General features: G+C 65.4%; 17 protein-coding genes. 9 read left to right on the top strand and 8 right to left on the bottom strand.

Going from position 1 to position 19,638, the window contains the following annotated elements:
• Window positions 1–96: 96 nt before the first annotated feature.
• Window positions 97–2,088, bottom strand: coding sequence for a DEAD/DEAH box helicase (locus JJ959_RS09825; RefSeq protein ID WP_292882794.1), 1,992 nt, complete (start codon window positions 2,086–2,088; stop codon window positions 97–99).
• A 227-nt stretch (window positions 2,089–2,315) separates the two neighbouring features.
• On the opposite strand from JJ959_RS09825, the gene JJ959_RS09830 reads away from it, so the two are divergent.
• A complete protein-coding gene (locus JJ959_RS09830; protein ID WP_292882797.1) occupies window positions 2,316–2,783 on the top strand; it encodes an NUDIX domain-containing protein in 468 nt (155 codons plus the stop codon).
• Here JJ959_RS09830 and JJ959_RS09835 read toward each other — a convergent pair.
• On the bottom strand, window positions 2,722–4,215 hold the full coding sequence (locus JJ959_RS09835; protein ID WP_292882800.1) for an inorganic phosphate transporter: 1,494 nt from the start codon (window positions 4,213–4,215) through the stop codon (window positions 2,722–2,724). The genes JJ959_RS09830 and JJ959_RS09835 overlap by 62 nt on opposite strands.
• Before the next feature lie 269 nt (window positions 4,216–4,484).
• Between JJ959_RS09835 and JJ959_RS09840 the strand changes: the two genes are divergently transcribed.
• Genes JJ959_RS09840 through JJ959_RS09850 form a run of 3 tightly spaced genes read left to right on the top strand, consistent with a single transcriptional unit; the run spans window position 4,485 to window position 7,640 of the window.
• Window positions 4,485–5,075: a glutathione S-transferase family protein gene (locus tag JJ959_RS09840; protein WP_292882803.1), complete on the top strand. Its 591-nt coding sequence runs from the start codon at window positions 4,485–4,487 to the stop codon at window positions 5,073–5,075.
• Window positions 5,076–5,128: 53 nt separating this feature from the next.
• Window positions 5,129–6,931: a thiamine pyrophosphate-binding protein gene (locus JJ959_RS09845; protein WP_292882806.1), complete on the top strand. Its 1,803-nt coding sequence runs from the start codon at window positions 5,129–5,131 to the stop codon at window positions 6,929–6,931.
• 4 nt (window positions 6,932–6,935) lie between these two features.
• Window positions 6,936–7,640 carry a GntR family transcriptional regulator gene (locus tag JJ959_RS09850; protein WP_292882810.1) on the top strand — a complete coding sequence of 235 codons (705 nt, stop codon included), beginning with the start codon at window positions 6,936–6,938 and terminating at the stop codon, window positions 7,638–7,640.
• 3 nt (window positions 7,641–7,643) lie between these two features.
• On the opposite strand, the gene JJ959_RS09855 is transcribed toward JJ959_RS09850, so the two are convergent.
• On the bottom strand, window positions 7,644–8,354 hold the full coding sequence (locus JJ959_RS09855; RefSeq protein WP_292882813.1) for a GntR family transcriptional regulator: 711 nt from the start codon (window positions 8,352–8,354) through the stop codon (window positions 7,644–7,646).
• A 102-nt stretch (window positions 8,355–8,456) separates the two neighbouring features.
• Between JJ959_RS09855 and JJ959_RS09860 the strand changes: the two genes are divergently transcribed.
• The 4 genes from JJ959_RS09860 to JJ959_RS09875 all read left to right on the top strand — a co-directional run bounded on the left by JJ959_RS09860 (window position 8,457) and on the right by JJ959_RS09875 (window position 12,478).
• The gene (locus JJ959_RS09860; RefSeq protein ID WP_292882816.1) at window positions 8,457–9,536 is read left to right on the top strand and encodes a 4-hydroxythreonine-4-phosphate dehydrogenase PdxA; all 1,080 of its coding nucleotides are present in this window, start codon (window positions 8,457–8,459) and stop codon (window positions 9,534–9,536) included.
• 30 nt (window positions 9,537–9,566) lie between these two features.
• A complete protein-coding gene (locus JJ959_RS09865) occupies window positions 9,567–10,550 on the top strand; it encodes a TRAP transporter substrate-binding protein (protein ID WP_292882818.1) in 984 nt (327 codons plus the stop codon).
• Between the two features lie 96 nt (window positions 10,551–10,646).
• A complete protein-coding gene (locus JJ959_RS09870; protein WP_292882820.1) occupies window positions 10,647–11,198 on the top strand; it encodes a TRAP transporter small permease in 552 nt (183 codons plus the stop codon).
• A complete protein-coding gene (locus JJ959_RS09875; protein ID WP_292882823.1) occupies window positions 11,195–12,478 on the top strand; it encodes a TRAP transporter large permease in 1,284 nt (427 codons plus the stop codon). Before JJ959_RS09870 ends, JJ959_RS09875 begins: the two co-directional genes overlap by 4 nt.
• 34 nt (window positions 12,479–12,512) lie before the next feature.
• Here the strand turns inward: JJ959_RS09875 and JJ959_RS09880 are convergent, their stop codons facing one another.
• From JJ959_RS09880 to JJ959_RS09890, 3 genes are read right to left on the bottom strand one after another with little or no spacing between them, the layout of a single operon-like run.
• Window positions 12,513–14,249, bottom strand: a complete 1,737-nt coding sequence (locus JJ959_RS09880) for a thiamine pyrophosphate-binding protein (protein ID WP_292882826.1) — start codon at window positions 14,247–14,249, stop codon at window positions 12,513–12,515.
• A gap of 29 nt (window positions 14,250–14,278) precedes the next feature.
• Window positions 14,279–15,838 carry an AMP-binding protein gene (locus tag JJ959_RS09885; protein WP_292882829.1) on the bottom strand — a complete coding sequence of 520 codons (1,560 nt, stop codon included), beginning with the start codon at window positions 15,836–15,838 and terminating at the stop codon, window positions 14,279–14,281.
• Complete coding sequence (locus JJ959_RS09890) at window positions 15,756–16,523, bottom strand: GntR family transcriptional regulator (protein ID WP_292882832.1); 768 nt, start codon at window positions 16,521–16,523, stop codon at window positions 15,756–15,758. The genes JJ959_RS09885 and JJ959_RS09890 overlap by 83 nt, the downstream gene beginning before the upstream one ends.
• A gap of 145 nt (window positions 16,524–16,668) precedes the next feature.
• Between JJ959_RS09890 and JJ959_RS09895 the strand changes: the two genes are divergently transcribed.
• Entirely contained in the window at window positions 16,669–17,517 is an 849-nt protein-coding gene (locus JJ959_RS09895; RefSeq protein ID WP_292882835.1) for a TauD/TfdA family dioxygenase, read from the top strand.
• 21 nt (window positions 17,518–17,538) lie between these two features.
• Here JJ959_RS09895 and JJ959_RS09900 read toward each other — a convergent pair whose 3' ends face one another.
• Together JJ959_RS09900 and JJ959_RS09905 are read right to left on the bottom strand one after the other, a co-directional pair.
• A complete protein-coding gene (locus tag JJ959_RS09900) occupies window positions 17,539–18,402 on the bottom strand; it encodes a CmcJ/NvfI family oxidoreductase (RefSeq protein WP_292882838.1) in 864 nt (287 codons plus the stop codon).
• A 124-nt stretch (window positions 18,403–18,526) separates the two neighbouring features.
• A complete protein-coding gene (locus tag JJ959_RS09905) occupies window positions 18,527–19,438 on the bottom strand; it encodes a LysR substrate-binding domain-containing protein (protein WP_292882841.1) in 912 nt (303 codons plus the stop codon).
• Between the last annotated feature and the right edge of the window lie 200 nt (window positions 19,439–19,638).

Raw genomic sequence — 19,638 nt, forward strand, 5'->3', positions numbered from 1 at the left:
TCCCACCGTCAATGCCTGACGCGAGTGTGACTCTATGGCAGAAGCGAGCCGTCAGCAATTGCGGCGAGAGGGCCGCGGAGGCACATTTCCGTGCGCTCAGTCAACCCAGGGCGCCTTCGGCTTCGACTCGCCCTTGCGATGCTTTTTCTTGGCTTTTTTCGGCGGATGCCTACCGTCCGCCGTTTTCGAACCGGCGGGCTGGCCCTTGGCGAATTTTCCACCCGGCTTGCCGGGTTTCCGCGGCTTGCGGCTCTTGTCGAACTTCCGCGGCTCGCCTTTGACGTCAGGAACCTCCTTCGCGACCGTACCGGGGCGTTCCGCCGAAGCCGGCTGCACGGACCGTTCCGGCCTGCGTTCCTTGTCCCACTTCCTGGCCGGCTTGCGGTCGCCAGGCTCCTTGTCAGACCTGAAGTCTTTTTCCGCCCTGGGTTTCCGGGCGGCTCTTGGAGGACGCGACTCCACGATGTCCTCGAGCGCTTCCGGACTACCTGCAAACCGGTCGACCGTGATCGACTTCTCCACTTTCCGGCTCGGTCCGACGGCTTCGAGCAGGGACTCGGCCGCCGCCGGAAGCATCTCAACGTAGGTCTCGTTCTCCTGAATCTTGATCCGGCCAATATCGGCCTTGGTTATGTTCCCTATGCGGATCAGCATCGGCAGGATCCAGCGCGCTTCGGCCCGGTGACTGCGCCCGACGGAGAGACGGAGCCAGACCCCGTTCTCGAAATCCTGACGTGTCTTGGGAGCGCTCCGCTCGCCGCGCCTGTCGTCCTGCGGCCCGTCCAGGAGGTCCTCCGGTGCCGCGAGCCCGGCCATGCGCTTGCGCAGGAAAGCGACGGCAACCGCCTCGGCATCATGCTTCGCCAGCAGTTCGGCCGCGAAGGCGCGCTCTTCCTCGGTTGTCTCGCCACCGAGATCCGGATCTTCAAGAATGCGCTTCCTGTCCAGCGCGAGGATCTCGTCCGCGGACGGCGGCTTGCCCCAGGTGGCCGTCACATTGGCGAAGCCGAGCAGGCGCTCGGTCTTCCTGCGCATCGAATAGGGCACGATCAGGGTGGAGACGCCCTTGCGCCCCGCCCGTCCGGTCCGCCCGCTCCGGTGCAGCAGGGATTCCTCGTTCTTCGGCAAATCCGCGTGGATCACCAGCTCGAGGTTCGGCAAATCGATGCCGCGGGCGGCGACGTCGGTCGCGACGCAGACCTTCGCCCGCCCGTCCCGTAGCGCCTGCAGCGCGTAGGTCCGCGCGCTCTGGTTCAACTCGCCGGAAAGCGCCACCACCGGAATGCCCCGGTTGGTGAAGCGGCTGGTCAGATGGGCGACAGTCGCACGGGTGCTGCAGAAAACAATGGCCGAGGGCGCATCGGTATGGCGCAGCACGTTGATGATCGCATTCTCCCGGTCGCTCGGGGCGCATACAAGCGCGCGGTATTCAATGTCGCCGTGCTGGCGCTTCTCGCCCGCCGTGGAGATACGGACCGCATCGCGCTGGTAGCGCTGGGCGAGCGTGACGATGGGCTTCGCAACAGTCGCCGAGAACATCAGGGTCCGGCGCTCTTCCGGCGCGGCGCCCAGGATGAATTCCAGATCCTCCCGGAAGCCGAGATCCAGCATCTCGTCCGCCTCGTCGAGGACGACGACCTTCATCTGCGAGAGGTCGAGCGCGCCGCGCTCGATATGGTCGCGCAGCCGTCCCGGCGTGCCGACGACGATATGCGCGCCGCGCTCCAACGCCATGCGCTCACGCCGCGGGTCCATACCACCGACGCAGGACGTCACCGAAGCCCCGGTGAATTCGTACAGCCACTCGAGTTCGCGCTGCACCTGCATGGCGAGTTCGCGCGTCGGCGCCACGGCGAGCGCCACCGGGGATTCAGGCCGGCCGAAACGGCCACTCTCATCGAGCAGGGTCGGCGCCATCGCGAGGCCGAAGGCCACGGTCTTGCCGGAGCCGGTCTGCGCCGAAACCAGCGCATCCGCGCCTTCCATCTCCTCACCGAGCACCGCCAGTTGCACAGGGGTCAGGGTCTCGTAACCGCGCTTCGCCAATGCCTTGCCGAGCGCGGGAACAACGCCTTCGAATTCCGTCATGTCTTTTCTTTCGGAGTGTCCGCGATCTGCCGACCGGTTGAAGTTCTTCCCGAGCCGGGGATCAGCGGTGCCGCGCCGTCAGCGCGAAATCAAAATCAGTGGCGCGCAACATAATGACGCGCGCGCGTAAAGTACAGCGTCGCGGGAGAGAAGCAGCCATGCATGGAAACTGGCCTCGGCACGCCGATGCCGTTAGATTGGGACGATAAATCGCCAGGGAAATACAGATGCATCGCGTTGGGATCATCCCGTTCGATATCAGAGACGATCTGATCGCCGTTCTCTTCGTCACCTCGCAGACGCGCGGCCGCTGGATCCTTCCAAAGGGCAAGCGCAAGAAGGACGAGACCCAGACCGAGGCCTGTCTCAGAGAAGGTTTTGAGGAGGCCGGCGTCAAGGGCGTGGTGCTCAACGATTTCCCGATGACCCAGGTCATCACCAAGCTGACGAGCTCCGGGAAGGTCGAGATTCCGGTGACCTACTATCCGTTCCTCGTCACCGAGCAGTTCGACGAATGGCCGGAAAAGGCACTTCGCCAGCGTCATTGGGCTCTATTGGAAGACGCCCCGCGGGTCGCCTATCGCGAGGACTATCTCCCGGTCCTGCGCCAGTTCGAGGCGCTGAGCAACTGGATCAGAGAGACTGCAAGGCAGCATAAACAGCCGCAGCAAGCAGAGCTGACGCCGGCACAGTGATGATCCAGGCGGCGGCGATCGACAGCACGAAATTGCGCCGCACCAGCCTGCGAACGGAACGATAGTCCTTGCTGTTGAACGCGTCCTGTGCGGTCGCGTTCAACTTGTGGCCGGGACGCAGCTTGCGCGTGTTCGGATTCTCCATGAATTCCCGAAGGAAGCCGACACCGAAGACGGCGCCGACCGCAATATGCGTGGAGCTGACCGGCAGGCCGAGCGTGGTCGCGATCAGCACCGTCACGGCGGCGGAAAGCGCGACGCAGTAGGAGCGCGGCGAGTTCAGCCGTGTGATCTTCTCGCCGACGACCGCGATCAGTTTGGGTCCGAAAAGGCCGAGCCCGAAGGCAATCCCGAAGGCGCCGATCGCCATCACCCAGATCGGGATCGTGACATTGCTCGAGATTCCCGCACCCTCGCCCGCCGTCGAGACGATCGCGGCGAGCGGCCCGACGGCATTGGCGACGTCGTTCGCTCCGTGCGCGAAGGACAACAAGGCCGCGCCGGCGATCAGCGGAATGTCGAAGAGCCGGTAGACACCCTGCCGGGTGTTCTCGAGACTCAGAACGCGACGGGCGATGTACGGCTTGGACAAAAAGTACGAGACCGCAAAAGCGAGCAGCGAATAGAGCACGATCTCGAACAACGACGGGTGCCAGATCTTCTTCAGCCCCTTCATCGCCATGTAGGCGGCGAAGGCACAGGCCATCAGCCCGATCATAATAGGCACCCAGGTCTTCGCGGCCGCCAGCTTGTCCTCGACGAGAAGGATCTTCTTCTTGATGACGAAGAGTATGCCTGCCGCGCAGATCGCGCCGAAGACTGGAGAGATGACCCAGCTGGCAGCGATCGCGCCCATGGTGCCCCAGTTGACGAGACCGAAGCCCGCCGCCGCAATTCCCGCACCGAGCACGCCGCCGACGATCGAGTGCGTGGTGGAGACCGGTGCGTTCAACATGGTCGCGAGATTGATCCAGAGCGCCGCCGCGAACAGCGCGCTCAGCATCAGGTCCCGGAACTCGCCGACAGAGACGCTCTCGCCGGGCGAGATGATGCCTTTCGACACCGTCTTCACGACGTCGCCGCCCGCGAGCAGAGCGCCCGCGCTTTCGCAGACGGCAGCGATCAGGATCGCGCCGGTCACCGTCAGCACCTTGCCTCCGACCGCCGGCCCCATGTTGTTGGCGACGTCGTTGGCACCGATATTGAGCGCCATGTAGCCGCCGACCACCGCCGCGACGGCGACGATCAGCCAATCCTCGCCGAGATTTTCCTGCGTGCTCCCGACATAGATCCCGACAATCGCGAGAAATACGACCGAGAGACCGAGCGGAACGGTCACGCTCTTCAGGTTACCGAACTGGGACTGGAAGAAGTCGAGACGGCGCAGATCGTTGACGTACCGGTTCTCGATTTTGCGGGGATTGGAAGACACTGCAGCGACTGCCTATAGGTCGTTCGAAGCGATCGTTCACACTTTCTCGGCACCAACGGCGCGGGCTGCGTGACATCGTCCGCCCCGCCGCAAACCGGCCAGTTCAGAGCAGCTGTCGCGCTCCTGCACCGCGTGCCTTGCCCCGGTTCGAGGTCTCCTAGCACTGACTCGGCATTGACGGAAACAGTTTCCAAGGGGTTTGTATGCTGACATACTGACATACCATCGATCCATCCAAAGCTTTCCAAGGTTTTCGAATGAAACTTTTTATGGTCGGAGCATCGCCCTATGCGCGCAAGGTGCGGGCCGTCGCGGTCACGCTCGGCATTGCGGACCGCATCGAGCTGGTCATTGCCAATCCGCATGAACGCCCGCCGGAACTCGTACGCCACAATCCGCTCTCGAAGGTGCCGACCCTCGTTGCTGACGACGGCACCGCCATCATCGACAGCCTCTCCATCTGCGAATACCTCGCAGAGCTGGTCGAAGGGCAGTCTGTTATCCCCTTCACGCCCGGCGAAGAACGGCGGCAGATCCTGTTCCGCCACGATCTCGCCCATGGGATCATGGATTGCGCCGTGATCCGCCGGGTCGAGAGCCTGAAGGCGCAGGAGCCGGACCGGGCGGACTGGATGGCACGGCAGGTCGCGACCATCGGGCGGGTGCTCGACTGGTTCGAGACGTCCGACCGGCTCGATGGGCCGATGACGCTCGACCGCCTGACGCTCGCGGCCGCCCTCGGCTTTCTCGATTTCCGTTTTCCCGACGACGGCTGGCGCGAGGGCCGGCCACGTCTCGCCGATTGGTACGCCGAGGCCGCGAAACTGCCGGCACTCGCCGAAACCGAACCCTTCGCATAACCCCAAAACGGCGCGCGGATACAAGCGCCCGGACCATCAAGGAGGCACGTCCCATGGCTGAGAAGAACACCCTCGACGGCGGTCAGATGATCGTCGACTACCTGATCAAGAACAAAGTCCCCTACGCCTTCGGACTTTGCGGACACGGCAATATCGGCTTCATCGACGCGCTCTATGAGCGGCAGGGCGACATCAAGACGATCTCGGTCCATCACGAGTCGGTTTCCGGCTTCATGGCGGACGTCTATTACCGCGTCTCCGGCCAGCCGACCGCGACTTTCACCTCCTGCGGTCCGGGCTCGGCCAACATGCCGATCGCGCTCGGCAACGCCTTTCTCGACAGCGTGCCCTTCCTCGCGGTCACCGGGAACGTGCCGACCAACCAGTTCAACCGCGGCGCCTTCCAGGAGCTTTACCGGCACCATCAGGCCGACTTCCCCTCGACGGTCCGTGCCTACTGCAAGCGGGTCTACCAGCCGACCCGGGGCGAGCAGATGCCGCTGACCATCCGCGAGGCCTGGAAGACCATGGTGACCGGCCGCCCCGGCCCGGTCGTGCTCGACGTCCCGTTCGACATCTTCAAGGAGGACACCGGCGCCGAGACGCCGGATCCGCGCGGTTGGGTCGAGAACATCTCCTGCAAGCCGGGCGCCGATCCGGAAGGCGTCGAGAAGGCGGCCAAGCTGCTGATGGAGGCGAAGCGCCCGGTGATCTTCGTCGGCTCCGGCTGCCGCTTCGGCGAGGCCTCGAAGCGTCTCCTTAAACTGGCCGAAAAATACCAGATCCCTGTCGCCGGCTCCGCTTCCGGCCTCGGCGCGATCCCGGCGGAGCACAAACTGGCGCTCGGCCTCGTCGCCCGCAACGGGATGTACCAGGCGAACCAGGCGACCCGGCAGGCCGACGTGATCCTCGCCATGGGCGTGCGCTTCGACGACCGCACCTCATCGAGCTGGATCCCGGGTTATTCCTTCAACATCCCGCCGACCAAGCTGATCCATGTCGATATCGACCCGGAGGAAATCGGCCGCAACTACCCGGTCGAGCTTGGCCTGATGGCGGATACCACCACCTTCATGGGACAGCTCCTGCACGAGCTGGAGAGCTACGAGAACGGGGCGAACGCGGCGCGCAAGGAATGGCTCGCCAGCATCGACGGCTGGCGCAAGGAGTGGGACGAATTCACCGCGCCCGGCTTCAAGGATCCGGCCTCTCCGATCAACCCGCAGCGCGCCGCCCGCGAGATCGACCTCGCCATGCCGGAGGACGCGATCATGGTCTCGGACATCGGCATCCACCACAACTGGCTGATCCAGTACTGCAAGCCGAAACGGCCGGACAGCCTGATCGGCTGCATGGGGTTCGGGCCGATGGGCTTCGGCGTGGCCGGCGTGCTCGGCGCCAAGCTTGCCGCTCCGGACCGGCCCTGCGTCGCGGTGGTCGGCGACGGCGCCTTCTTCATGCACAACACCGTGCTCGGCACCGCCGTCGAATACAACATCCCGGTCGTCTGGGTGGTCTGGAACAACTACGCCTATGCCTCGATCCGGGGCCTGCAGCGCGGCTTTCTCGACGGGCGCGAACTGGCGACGGACTTCAAGCATCCGGAGACCGGCATGCCCTACAATCCGGACTTCGCGGCGATGGCGCGGAGCTGCGGCGTCGAGGGTGTCTCGATCGACCGTCCGGAGGATCTCGGCGCCGCGATCCAGCAAGGGATCGCAGCCAACCGGCCTTACGTCATTGACGCGAACATAGGTGCCGAGGCAAACCCGGGGGGTGCCGGTATCTGGGAACTGCCGGGCCTCGGCCGCTCCAATCCGATGTTCGGCGGCCGGCACGAAATCCACGGAGCCTGAGCCCATGTCCTTCGAACGCCCGTCCGAACGCCCTCCGCTTCCCCTCGCGACGCTGGTCACCAACCGGCTGCGCCAGGAAATCGTGGACGGCGGCTTCGAATTCGGCGAGGCGCTTTCGGAAGCCAAGATAGCCAAACGCTACGACGTCTCGCGGACCCCGGTCCGCGAGGCGTTCGCGCGGCTGGAGCTGGAGGAACTGCTCCGCACCGAGCCGCAATACGGCACCTTCGTCTTCACCATGGACCGGGAACAGTTCGCCCTGATCAGCGAGACCCGTTCGGTCCTCGAATGTGCCGCCCTGAAATTCGCCTTCGACCGGAACCGCGCGGCTCTGACTGCTCGCTGGCGCGAGATCGTCGCCACCCTGCACGCAGCGGCGGAGAGCGGCGACACGCGGACCTATTCGAGCGCCGACGGTGCCTTCCACGACACGCTGTTCGATCTGGCGGAGAACCCCTATCTCGAGGCGGCCCGCCGTCCCTTCTCCGCGCGCCTGGCCGCGATCCGCAACCGGCTCGGCCTATCGCCCGAACATGTGGCGAAGTCGCGCGCCGAACATGGCGAACTGGCGCGGCTCGTCGCCGATGGCTTCATCGGTGACGCACTCGCGTTGCTCAATCATCACATTACGGAAAAAGGCGCAGAATTCTGGTCGGTCCCGGCAGTGCCGAAGCGCCGGCGCTGGGAAAAGCTGCTGCCCGACGACTGACGCTCAGAAACTGTCCGCGACCCGGACCCAGGTGTTGCGCAGGTGGCGCTGCAGGACTTCGGCCAGTGCGGTCCCGTCGCGGCGCTTGAGAGCGTCGACCATTTCCTCGTGCTCGGCGAGCGCGGCCTTCCATTTTTCGGCGCCGCTGTTTCCGATGAAACGCAGACGCTTCATGCGGGACTGCAGCATCCCGTGCATCTCGATCAGCGTCTCGTTACCCGTCGCCGCCACGATCATCGAATGGATCGCCTGGTTCAGCTTGTAGTAGCTGAGCCGCTCGCCGGAACGGTAAAATGCGACCATCTGGTCGTGCACCGACGAAATCTCCGCGATCTGCGCGTCGCTCGCCTGTTCGCACGCAAGGCGCCCAGCCATGGCCTCGAGTTCTGTCAGCACCTCCAGCATGTCCCGCGCATCCTTGGCGCTGAAGGACCTGACGACCGTACCGCGTCCCGGACGCGGCTCGATCAGGCCTTCGCTGGCGAGCGTCTTCACCGCTTCGCGCAAGGGTGTGCGTGAGACGCCAAGCTCTTCGCAGAGACGGGATTCGTTGAGCCGCGTCCCCGGGGTCAGCACGCCCTCGATGATGAGGTCGCGCAACCGGTTCGCGACCAGGTCGTGCAGCGACTGACGCTCGATCCGAACCGCGGAATGCTCGCTAAGCGGCATGACACTGCCGACGGCCGAAGCCTCGGGAGAAGACCCTTCATTCATGTCCGGCACCATACCCGATTTCGGAAGTTTGGAAGACCAAAAGCGCTTGCCGCGCATATTGCATTCTGCATACAGTATGCAAAATTGACGAAAGAAACAATGATGCTGACGAGTGAAACGCCCTCTGAAAAACCGACGATCGCGCTTGCCCTCGGAGACGCTGCCGGGATTGGCGGTGAACTCGCCGTCAAGATCCTCTCCGACGAGGAAGTGCTTGAAAGCGCACGCCTTGTCCTGATCGGGGACCGCCGTCAGCTTGAGGCCGCCGCAGCCCTGCTCGGGACCGAGATCGACCTTCCCGATTGCGATCCAGACGCCGATGTTCCTGCCTCCCTTATGGATCTCGCGAATATCGACCCTGCCGACGTCACGCCCGGCGAGGCATCAAAGCTCACCGGCGCCGCTGCGCTTGAGAATTTCGCTACCGCGCTCCGGCTTTGCGCCGCCGGCGGCGCGGATGCGGTCGCGTTCACGCCCTTCAACAAGTACGCGATGCGCCTCGCGCGTCCGGATTATGTCGACGAGATCGGCTTCATCAATGCGGTCACCGGCGCGACAAAGGACGGACGGGAATTCAACGTTCTGGACGAGTTCTGGAACGCCCGGGTCACCTCGCACATTCCGCTGAGCGAAGTCGCGGGCAAGATCAAGGAACAGCGCGTCCTCGACAGCATCGAGCTGACCGACCAGACAATGCGGAACGCAGGCTTCACACGTCCGCGGATCGCGGTCGCGGCCATCAACCCGCATGCGGGCGACGGCGGCAATTTCGGCCATGAGGACGACCGGGAAATCGCCCCCGCCGTGCAGCGCGCCAAGGAGAAGCAGATCTCCGTCGAGGGGCCGCTGCCGTCCGACACGGTCTATCTGCGCGCCCACAAGGGCGAGTTCGACGCCGTGCTGTCGATGTATCACGACCAGGGCCAGATCGCGATGAAGCTCATAGGCTTCGACCGCGGCGTCACCCTGATCGGCGGCTATCCCTTCTGGATCGCGACACCCGCGCACGGCACCGCCTACGACATCGCGGGCCAGGGAATCGCCAATCCGAACGCAACCAAGCGGGCCCTGTTGCTCGCAGCCAAGCTCGCGCGGCAGGGCGACCTCGTGCCCGCCGATGCCGCTTCGAGAGCGTCCGCTATCGCTACGGCCACCGCGGAGGATTTCACGGCGGCTCGTTAAAACCGAAGAGCAAGAATGGGAGGAAATACAATGATCAAAATAAGATCACTCGCTCTGGCCGGCGCCATGATGCTGGCCGCAACGTCCTTCGCAGACGCGAAGGAGGAGATCATTTTCGGCATTTCCGCCGCGACCGGCTCGCTGCAGCAGCAGACCGCCGCCGAGTTCGTGAAGCGCGCCAACGAGAAGCTCGGCGACAAGGCCGAGGTGAAGCTGTTCGACTCCTCGCAGATCGGCAAGGACAAGGAGCTGATGCAGAAGCTGAAGATCGGCACCGTCCATCTCGCCCTGCCCTCCTCGATCATGTCCTCCGTCGCCGACAAGTTCGCTCTGTTCGACATGCCCTTCCTGGTCGCCGACCGGAAGCATCTGGCGCAGATCGAGGAAAAGGTCTTCTGGTCCGAGATCGCCCCGACGGCCGAGGAGAAGGGCTACAAGGTCCTCGCGGTCTGGGAGAATGGTGTCCGGCACATCACCAACAATGTCCGGCCCGTCAAGACGCCGGACGACCTGAAGGGCCTGAAGATCCGCACGCCGAAATCGACCTGGCGGGTGAAGATGTTCGAAGCCTGGGGCGCCAACCCGACGCCGATGGCCTTCTCCGAGGTCTTCACCGGACTGCAGACCGGCGTGATCGACGGGCAGGAGAACCCCTATACGAACATCGCCTCGGCCAAGCTGAACGAGGTGCAGAAGTATCTCTCCAAGACCGGCCACGTCTACACGCCCTCCTATCCGACCATGGGCAAGGCGATGTACGACAAGATGGACCCGGCGATCGTCTCGGTGCTTGAGTCCGTCGCCCGCGAGCTCGAGATCTGGGCCCGCGACAAGGGCGAGGCGGCCGACACCGAGCTTAAGGACAAGCTCGTCGCCGGCGGCATGAGCTACAACGAGGCGAACCGCGCAGCCTTCGTCGCCGCCTCGAAGCCGATCTATGACGCCTTCGCCGCCGAGGTGGAGGGCGGACAGGCGCTTATCGACGCCGCCATCGCGCTCGCCCCCGGTTCCTGACCGGCGCACATATCCGGGACATCCGCCCGCCGCCGGCGACCGGCCGGCACGGGCGGGTGACCGCCCCTCCTCTCGACCCGTTCCGGGACGCGCCTCATGACCGCCTTCTCCAGAGCCCTCCGCGCCGCGCTCGCCGCCGTGACCATCGGATTGCTGGTAACGCTCGCCATCGTCGTCGTCTCGGCGACCGTCGCCCGCTACGTCTTCAATTCCTCCTTTGTCTGGTATGACGAGGTCGCCGGTGTCCTGCTCGCCTGGATCACTTTCTACGGCTCCGCCTATGCCGCTGCCCGGCGCCGCCATCTCGGCTTCGACGGCCTGGTGATCTCGCTGCCAATGCCCTATCGCGCCTGGCTCTTCACCCTTGCCGAGATCATCGGCTACGTCGTGTTCGCGATCCTCGCCTATGCCGGCTGGTTCATCCTGCAGGTCATGGGCACCGAGACGCTGATCTCGCTGCCCTGGATGCCGCTCTGGTTCACCCAGTCCGTGGTTCCCGTCGGCGCCGTGCTCTTCATGATCGGCCAGGCCGCCTCGACGCCGGAGGCCTATGCCCGCATCCGCGCCGGCCGGAGCGCCGAGATGGACGAGATCGACGAGGAGATCGCCCATGCGAAGAAGACGCAGGGCACGGGAGACGAGAAATGATCGCGATCCTGCTTCTCATCCTTCTCGCCCTGATGATCGCCATCAACGTGCCGATCGCGGTGGCGATCGCCGCCGTCGCCCTCATCGGCACCTGGACCGAGAAAGGCATCTTCGGCTTCTACGACGCGGCGCTGACGATCTTCGACGGGTCGACCAACTTCCCGCTGATCGCCATCCCGCTCTTCATCCTCGCGGGCGCGCTGATGAACACGAGCGGCATCTCGCGCCGGCTGATCGACTTCACGGCGGCCCTGATCGGCTTCGTCCGCGGCGGCCTCGCGATGGTGAATGTCGGCGTCTCGCTCTTCTTCGCGGAGATCTCCGGCTCGGCCGTCGCCGACGTCGCGGCCATCGGCTCGGTGCTGATCCCGGCGATGAAGCGCAAGCGCTATGCCGCGACCTTCGCCGCGGCGGTCACCTCGTCCTCGGCCTCGCTCGCCGTCATCATTCCGCCCTCGATCCCGATGATCCTCTATGGCGCCCTGACCGACGCCTCGATCACCCAGCTCTTCGTTGCCGGGATCATCCCGGGCCTGCTCGGCGGCTTCCTGATGCTCTGCCTCTGCCACTGGTTCGCCGTACGCTACAACCTGCCGCGCGAGGAATCCTTCTCGCTCGAGCGGCTCTGGAGCACTTTCAAGGCGGCCGGTCCCGCCCTGCTGCTGCCGATCATCATCCTCGGCGGCATTTTCGGCGGCGTGGTGACGGCGACCGAGGGCGCCGGCCTCGCGGTCGTCGCCGCGCTCCTGATCGGCGGCTTCGTCTACCGGGAGATCGATCTGAAAGAACTGCACGGCGCGCTGATCGAAGGCGTCTCGCAGACCGCCATCGTCATGCTGCTGGTCGCCAGCTCCGCGATCCTTGGCCTCTACCTCACCGAGAGCGAGGTGCCGCAGCATTTCGCCCGCTGGATCACCGGCGTCTCCGAGAACAAGTATGTCGTGCTGATGCTGCTGAACGTCATGCTGTTCCTGCTTGGCATGATCCTGCACGGCGCGGCCGCGATCATCCTGATCGTGCCGATCGTGATGCCTCTGGTGCAGCAGATCGGTGTCGATCCGATCCAGTTCGGCATCATCCTGACGCTGAACATCGCCATCGGGCAGCAGACACCGCCGGTCGCAAGCGTGCTGGTCACCGCCTGCTCCATCGCCCGCACAGACATCTGGGCGACGACCCGCACGAACGTACCGTTCATCCTGGTGCTGATCGGCCTCTTGCTGATCGTGACCTATGTGCCCGCGGTGCCGCTGTCGCTCGTCGACTACTTCTTCCGCTAACGAAAACGCCCCGCTTCGGCGGGGCGTTTCAATTTCAGACCGCCTCGCCGCGGCGGCGCCGCTCGGCATCGTCCCAGGCGGTGAGCGCCTGGTAGTCAGGCACGAAGCCGAGCCCCTTCTGCGCGTCCGAGGAAACCGCGTCCTGCGAGGTCACCACGTCGACCACCGCCGGCGCGTTCTTCAGCGCGCGTTCTAGGGCGGCCGGAAGGTCCGCCGGATCGGTCACCCGCTCACCGTGCGCGCCAAAGGCCCGGGCCATCGCGGCATAGTCCGCATGCTGCAGGGTGGTGCCGACGACGCGGCCTCCATAGTTCGCTTCCTGGTCGAAACGCTCGATGTTCCAGGCGGCGTTGTTGGAGACAATGAAGACCGCTTTGGCGCCGTGCCGGACCGCGCTGTCCACCTCCATAGCATTCAGCCCGAAGGCGCCGTCGCCATTGACCGAGATCACCTGCCGGCCCGGCTCCGCCAGCGCGGCGGCGACCGCATAGGGCACGCCGACGCCGAGGCAGCCGAAGGCGCCCGCATCCATGTAGGTCCTCGCCGAGAGACCGACGCGGGCGAAGCTCAGCAGATCGCCGCCGTCGGCGACCGCGAGATAGTCCGGATCGGCGACCTTCCGGATCGCGTCGAAAATCGCCATCGGATGGATCTTGCCGTCCTTGCCCTTGGTCGGGCCGGTGCCGGACTCGCTCTTCGCGATCCGCTCCCTGTGCTTCGAGCGCAGCCCGTCGAGCCACGCCGCATCCCTCTGGCCCGCATCGTTGCCAAGCGCGTCCGTCAGTGCATCGAGCGCGAGACCGACATCGGCGAGTATTTCCGGCTGGCCGCGGCGGTTGTCGTAGAGCTCGCCCGCATTGTCGGCGATGCGGAGGAAGGTCGCGTCCGGGAAGATCGCCGGGGAGCCGAAGGCGACCTGGTAGTCGAGCTTGCGGCCGAGGGTGATGACGAGATCCGCCTGCGCCATCGCGGCTGCGCGCACCGCGCCGACGACCGAGGGATGATCGGCCGGGACGAGGCCCCGGCTCTCCTGCGTGTCGAGATAAAGCGCGTCGGCGGCATCGAGGAAACGCACCAGTTCGTCGCCCGCCCAGCGCGCGCCGCGGCCGCTGATAACCAGCGGACGGCGGGCGGCGCGGATCGCGGCGACGGCCTCCGACACCCGCTCTGGCACCGGCGCCGGGCGGCGCGGCGGCTTCGGCGCCATCCAGTCCGCCGGGATCAGGTTCTCCGGCACATGGGTGCGCAGCACGTCGGTCGGGATCTCGATATAGACCGGGCCCGGCTCACCGCGGTCCCCCATGGCCGAGGAGATCGCCTCGTCCAGCTCGCGGATCACCTGGTCCGCCACCCGGGCGGTGCGGGAATAGCGCGTCACGGGACGCAGGATGTCGGTGTGCGGAATGTCCTGCAGCGGCCCCATATTGGCCTGCGGGCGCGAGGTGCAGCCGCCGATCAGCAGCACGGGCATGCGGGCGAGCGAGGCGTTCGCCATCGCCGTCACCGTGTTGGTGACGCCGGGTCCTGCCGTGACCATGGCGACGCCGAGCGTGCCGGTCAGCTCAGCATGGGCATGCGCCATGTGCACGGCCGCCGCCTCGTGGCGCACGTCATAGACCTTGAGGCCGTTCCGCGTCGCATGGTCCCAGATCGGCTGGATATGGCCGCCCTGCAGGCCGAAGAACCGGTCGATGCCGCGCTCCTTCAGCAGACGTGCGATCCAGGCGGCGACGCTGAGCGTGTCCGCATTGAGGTCCTGTACATCGGTCATTCAATTTCTCCCTTGAGGCCCTTTGCGGGTCAGTTGTCGGTGGCGCGGCCGGCGAGCAGCTCGCGCAGCAATCCGTGCTGGATCTTTCCTGTGGCGGTGCGTGGCATCTCGTCGGCCGCGATGAAGGTGACGACGCGGGGCCGCTTGTAGCCCGCGAGCTTGCCGCGCGACCATTCGATGAGGATTTCGGCCGTGATCGAAGCGCCGTCGCGCAGCACGATCGCGGCCTCGACGCGCTCGCCCCAGCGGTCGTCCGGACGGCCGACCACGGCGACATCGCGCACGTCGGGATGCTGCGCCAGCACCGCCTCGACCTCGGTCGGATAGATGTTCTCCCCGCCCGAGATGATCATGTTCTTCTTGCGGTCGATCAGGCGGATGAAACCGTCCGCCTCGCGCAGGGCAACGTCGCCGACCGAGAGATAGTCGCCCCGGAAGGCCTCGGCCGTCTTGTCCGGCCGGTTCCAGTAGCCGTCGAAGGCATAGGGGCCGCAACTGTAGAGCTCGCCCGGCGTGCCGTCCGGCACCTCGTTGCCCTCGTCGTCGAGCAGGCGGATCGGCAGGGAGCCGACGACCTCGCGGCCGACCGAGCCCAGATGGTCGAATTGCTCGTCGGGATGGAGCATCGTCACCCATCCCGCCTCGGTCGAGCCGTAGAGCTCGAAGAGGCCGGAATTCGGGAACATCTCCATCACCCGGCGCTTGGTCTCCACGCGGGCCGGGGCGGAAGAGATCATCAGCTTCTCCATGCGCGGGAAGGCGCCCGCCTTGTCCCGAAGGTCGAGCATCATCTCGTAGTGGGTCGGCACAAGAGAGGTGAAGGTCGCGCCGGTCTCGCCGAAAGCCCGCAGGCAGCGCTCCGCGTCGAAGCTACGCCGCGAGAAGACGCTGGTCGCCGCGCCGCAATGCAGGAAGGAGGTGAAGAAGTTCAGCGAGTTGGCATGGCACATCGGCATGACCAGCATCGCCTCGTCATCCCGCCCGAGGCCGAGCTCGACCGCCGTCATCAGTGCCAGATTGCCCATGCCGTTATGGCCGCGGATCGCGCCCTTCGGATTGCCGGTGGTGCCGGAGGTGTACATCAGGCACCAGGGATCGGAGGGCGCGACGGCGATCTCGGGCTCACGCGCCGAGCCGGCCGCGAGCAATTCCTCGTAGCCGCGCCAGCCGGCCGGTGTCGCACTACCGCCGAAATGGATGAACCGGGCCTCCGGCAGGTCGAGGTCGCCGCGGATCTCGTCGATCGCATCGTGCAGTTCCTGCTCGGCGATGACCGCCGAGACCGAACAATCCTGTAGGATGAAGCGGATCTCGGGTGCCACGAGGCGGAAATTCACCGGCACGGCGACGAGGCCGGCCTTGGCGGCGGCGGCATAGATTTCCAGCCACTCGACCCGGTTCCAGGCGAGCACGCCGAAACGGTCGCCCTTCGAGAGACCGAGGCCGAGCAGAGCATTGGCAAGACGGCAGGCGCGCTCGTTCCAGAGCGCGAAGCTCATCTCCCGTTCAAGATCGCGGCCGCCGATCCGCTTTGGCTGCAGGCGGGCCTGCGCGGACAGCATCTGCCCGATATTCGGCATGGGTGTCATCTGTGGTTTCCTCCGTCCGCGCCTTCTCGAGGGCGCTTGCCAGCAATTCGCAGGCATTCTGGACGTGATCGACGGCCAGTCTCTCGGCCGCCGCCCCGTCTCCCTTGAGCACGGCGTCCAAGATCGCACCGTGCTGTTTCCAGATCGTCTCCGGCCGCTCCGCCTGACGCAGCACATCAACCATCGCCCGGCGCAGAAAGCGCCAGTGCGGCTCGGCCGTGCCCGCCAGCATCGGATTTCCGGAAGCGGCGTAGAGCATGAAATGGAAGGCATCGTCCTGACGCATCAGCGCGACCGAGTCCCCGGCCGCGGCGGCCTCTTCGGCGGCCTGCTGCTGCATTGCGCCCTTGGCTTTCAGCGACGCGGCAAGCGACGGATCGGTCGGCACGTTCGCCGCCGCCTGCTTGGCGGCCCAGCCGTCGAGCGCGGCGCGGATGCCGTAGTGGTCCCGCATCCGCCGGGCATCGAGCGGCGCGACGAAGAGGCCGCGCTTGCCCAGCTCCTCGACCATGCCGTCCGCCTTCAGCCGCGACATCACCTGCTGGATCGGCTGGCGCGAGACCCCGAAGCGGGCCGCGAGCTTCTCCTGCACGAGGTGGGTGCCGGCCCCAAGACGGCCATCGCAGATCTCCTCGACGAGCGCGTCGTAGATCTGGTCCGTCAGATTGGGAGCGACTTCGAGCATCTATCTACTCACGCAGAATGAACTCTGAATTCAGAGTTCAATATATCGGCATGCGTGTGGAGTCAATCGAAGAACCAGGCGGATTTGTTGCTTCGGCGGCCTTCGGACATACTCCCGCACCGGGACAATGGAGCGATGAGAACTCATGCCACGCCTGACAAAACTGACCGGCTTCATTGGAGCGGAGATAGGCGGCCTGACAATCGGCGAGCAGATCTCACCCGCCGATGCCGCGTTCCTGCGCAAGAGCCTCGCCGAGCATCAGATGATCGTGCTGCGCGGCCAGCATCTCGACAGGCCGAAGCAGAAGGCGCTCAACCGTGTCTTCGGAGCGCCGATGCGCCTGCCCTATGTCGAACCGCTTCCGGACGATCCAGAGACAATCGCCGTGCTGAAAGAGGCCGACGAAGGCGGTGGCGGCGTCTTCGGCGGCGAATGGCATTCGGATTTCAGCTTCCTCGAGAACCCGCCGGCAGGGTCGGTCTTGAATGCGGTGGAAATCCCGGAAGTCGGCGGCGATACCGTCTGGTCCAGCCAAACGGCGGCCTACGCCTCGCTGCCGAAGGATCTGAAAGAGATCGTCGATGGCCGCAGGGCAGTGCATGTCGGCAAGCCCTACGGCGTGAAGTTCGCCCCGCCGGAAGAGACCCGGTCAGGCGCCTCGATCCGCATGACACGCGGCGATCCGGCGGCCGACCGGGAAACCTTCCACCCGGCGGTGATCACCGGCCCGCTGACGGGAGCGAAAGCGCTCTTCCTGAACCCGATCTACACGACGCGCCTCGACGGCATGACGGAGGAGGAAAGCGAACCTCTTCTGCAGGCGATCTACCGGCACTGCACCCGGCCCGACTTCTCCTGCCGGCATCGCTGGCAGGCGGGCGACGTCGTGGTCTGGGACAACCGGACCACGCTGCATTACGCGACCAACGATTACGACGGTCATCGCCGCCTGCTCTACCGCACCACCTTCACGGGCGCCCCGCCACAATAGCCGGACGCCCGTGATGCGGCTCTAGATCACCGCATAGGTGCGGATCTCGATGCTCTCGCGGGCCGGCGTCGCGTCGGTCTGGGAGGGCAGCTGGAAGGCGCTGTGCGGCGTGAACCGGGCGCGGCCGTCATCGAGACTGTCCCAGCCCTTGATCAGCAGGATCTCATCACGCGTCATGTCCGGCGCATAGAACCAGCGCTGACCTTCGTCATGGGCCAGGTGATAGATCTCGCCGACCCGGTTCGGGAAGACCTGGTCGGTCGCGACGAGGTCGTCTGGCCGGATGCTTGTGGCATCCGCCAGGGCCAACGGCGAGCGTTGCACGGGCCCGACAATCGGGCGCCAGACATTGATCTGGACGATGCGCCTGCCTGCGGCCAGCAACTGCTCATATCTCTCGTCGCCGAAGACGTCGCGGGCCCGCTGAGGTCCGCTCTTGGCCGTGTAGTCGACATGGATACGGGTGGCCGCACCGCGGTTCCCGTCCTTGTTGCGGGCACCGGCTCCACCGTCGGAGCGTCTGGTTGCGTCGAAGATTGCGACTTCGGACGCGCCGAGTTCCGTCTTCAGCAGGGAACGGATCTCGGCGTAATAAGCACTCTCGACCTCGGCATCGTCGTAGAGATCCTCGACGGCGGTCGGCGCGGTGCGCAGTGCGAAGCCCTCGCGGTCGAGCGTGAAGGTGCCGCCAAGCGCGCGCATGTCCGCCACAAGCACATGCTTTTCCACCGTCTCGAAACCGAACTTCGGCGCGCCGCCCGTATACGCCTGGCTGTAAAGCACGGGCTTGTCGGCCTGCGGTACGATGAATGTCATCGGCGCGACGACATCCGCGGCGAGCGCGCCGCTGTGATTGTAGAGCCTTTCCTGCACGGAACCGGTCATCTCTCGTCTCCTTGTCTGCGGGCAGCTTCCATCCGGCTGCGACACCCGAAACGTGGGCCGCCACAGCCCCGGAAACAAAAGAGAAGAACTCAATATGACTTGAGAAAAACTCAAGATAAGGCGATTACGCGCGCTCTGTCGGGAAGAGTCCCGCCTGTTCGAGAAGCCAGCGCTTCACACGTCTCGCCGGGGCCGAAAGCGGATGCCCCGCAGGATGACAGAGATAGTAGGCCGCGCCGCTCGGCCCGGTCGCGCCGAAGGGCGTGACCAACGTGCCACGGGCCAGGCGGTCTTCGATATAGGGAGAGCGGCCCATGGCAATGCCGTGACCGGCTTCCGCAACCTGGAGCCCCTGTTCGGTGACGTCGAGCTCCAGAGCGGAAGCCAGATCCGGCGGTGCAAGCCCGCGCGCCCGCGACCATTCCCGCCATTCGTCCGGGATGGTCCGGATCACGATAAGCCGGTTCTGCCGCAAGACCGCCTCGATGTCCCCAACGTCTTCGGGCACCAGCCCCGGCGCTGCCACCGGCGTCGCGTTGTCGTCGAAAAGAAACGTTTTTTCAACACCCTGCCAGTTTCCACGACCATATCTGATGGCCAGGTCGATCTGATCCCGCAACAGGTCGACGACCCGCGTCGTCGGAACGAGCTGCAAGTCGAGGTCGGGATTCGCCGCCTCGAAGGCCCCGAGTCTCGGCAGCAGCCAGATCGCCGCCATCGAGGTCGGCAGCGTCACCCGGACGACCGTATGACCCTCCGAAGGAAGCACAGCCCTGGTTGCCGCCTCCAGTTCACGGATCGCCGGATCGATACGCGCAAGATAGCGCTCCCCTGTTTCCGTCAACGCGAGCCGGCGGCTCGTGCGATCGAACAACCGGGTCTTGAGCAGGGTTTCCAGTTGCCGGATCTGGTGACTGATCGCGGACTCCGTGACCCCCAGGGCATCCGCCGCGTCCACAAGCCGGCCATGCCTTGCGGCAGCCCGGAAGGCGAGCAGCGCGCGGAAGGGCGGAAGCCGGAAATCTTTCTGGACCATTGCTGAAATCTATCTCAAGTCCGCCCGGAGGCCGAGCGGGAAGTGCCGCGGCTCCGCATGCGGCAATGCCGGCCATTGTGCGGACTGCCCGCAGGAGGCACACTGCGGCGCAAGCGGAAGGACGGGAATATGGTTGCAAACGACAGTTCGCAGGCGGACGGCCTCAAGCTCAATCTCGGCTGCGGCAAGGTGATCCGCGA

The sequence above is a fragment of the Nisaea sp. genome (assembly GCF_017640745.1).
In the GTDB taxonomy this organism is placed as follows: Bacteria; Pseudomonadota; Alphaproteobacteria; order Thalassobaculales; family Thalassobaculaceae; genus Nisaea.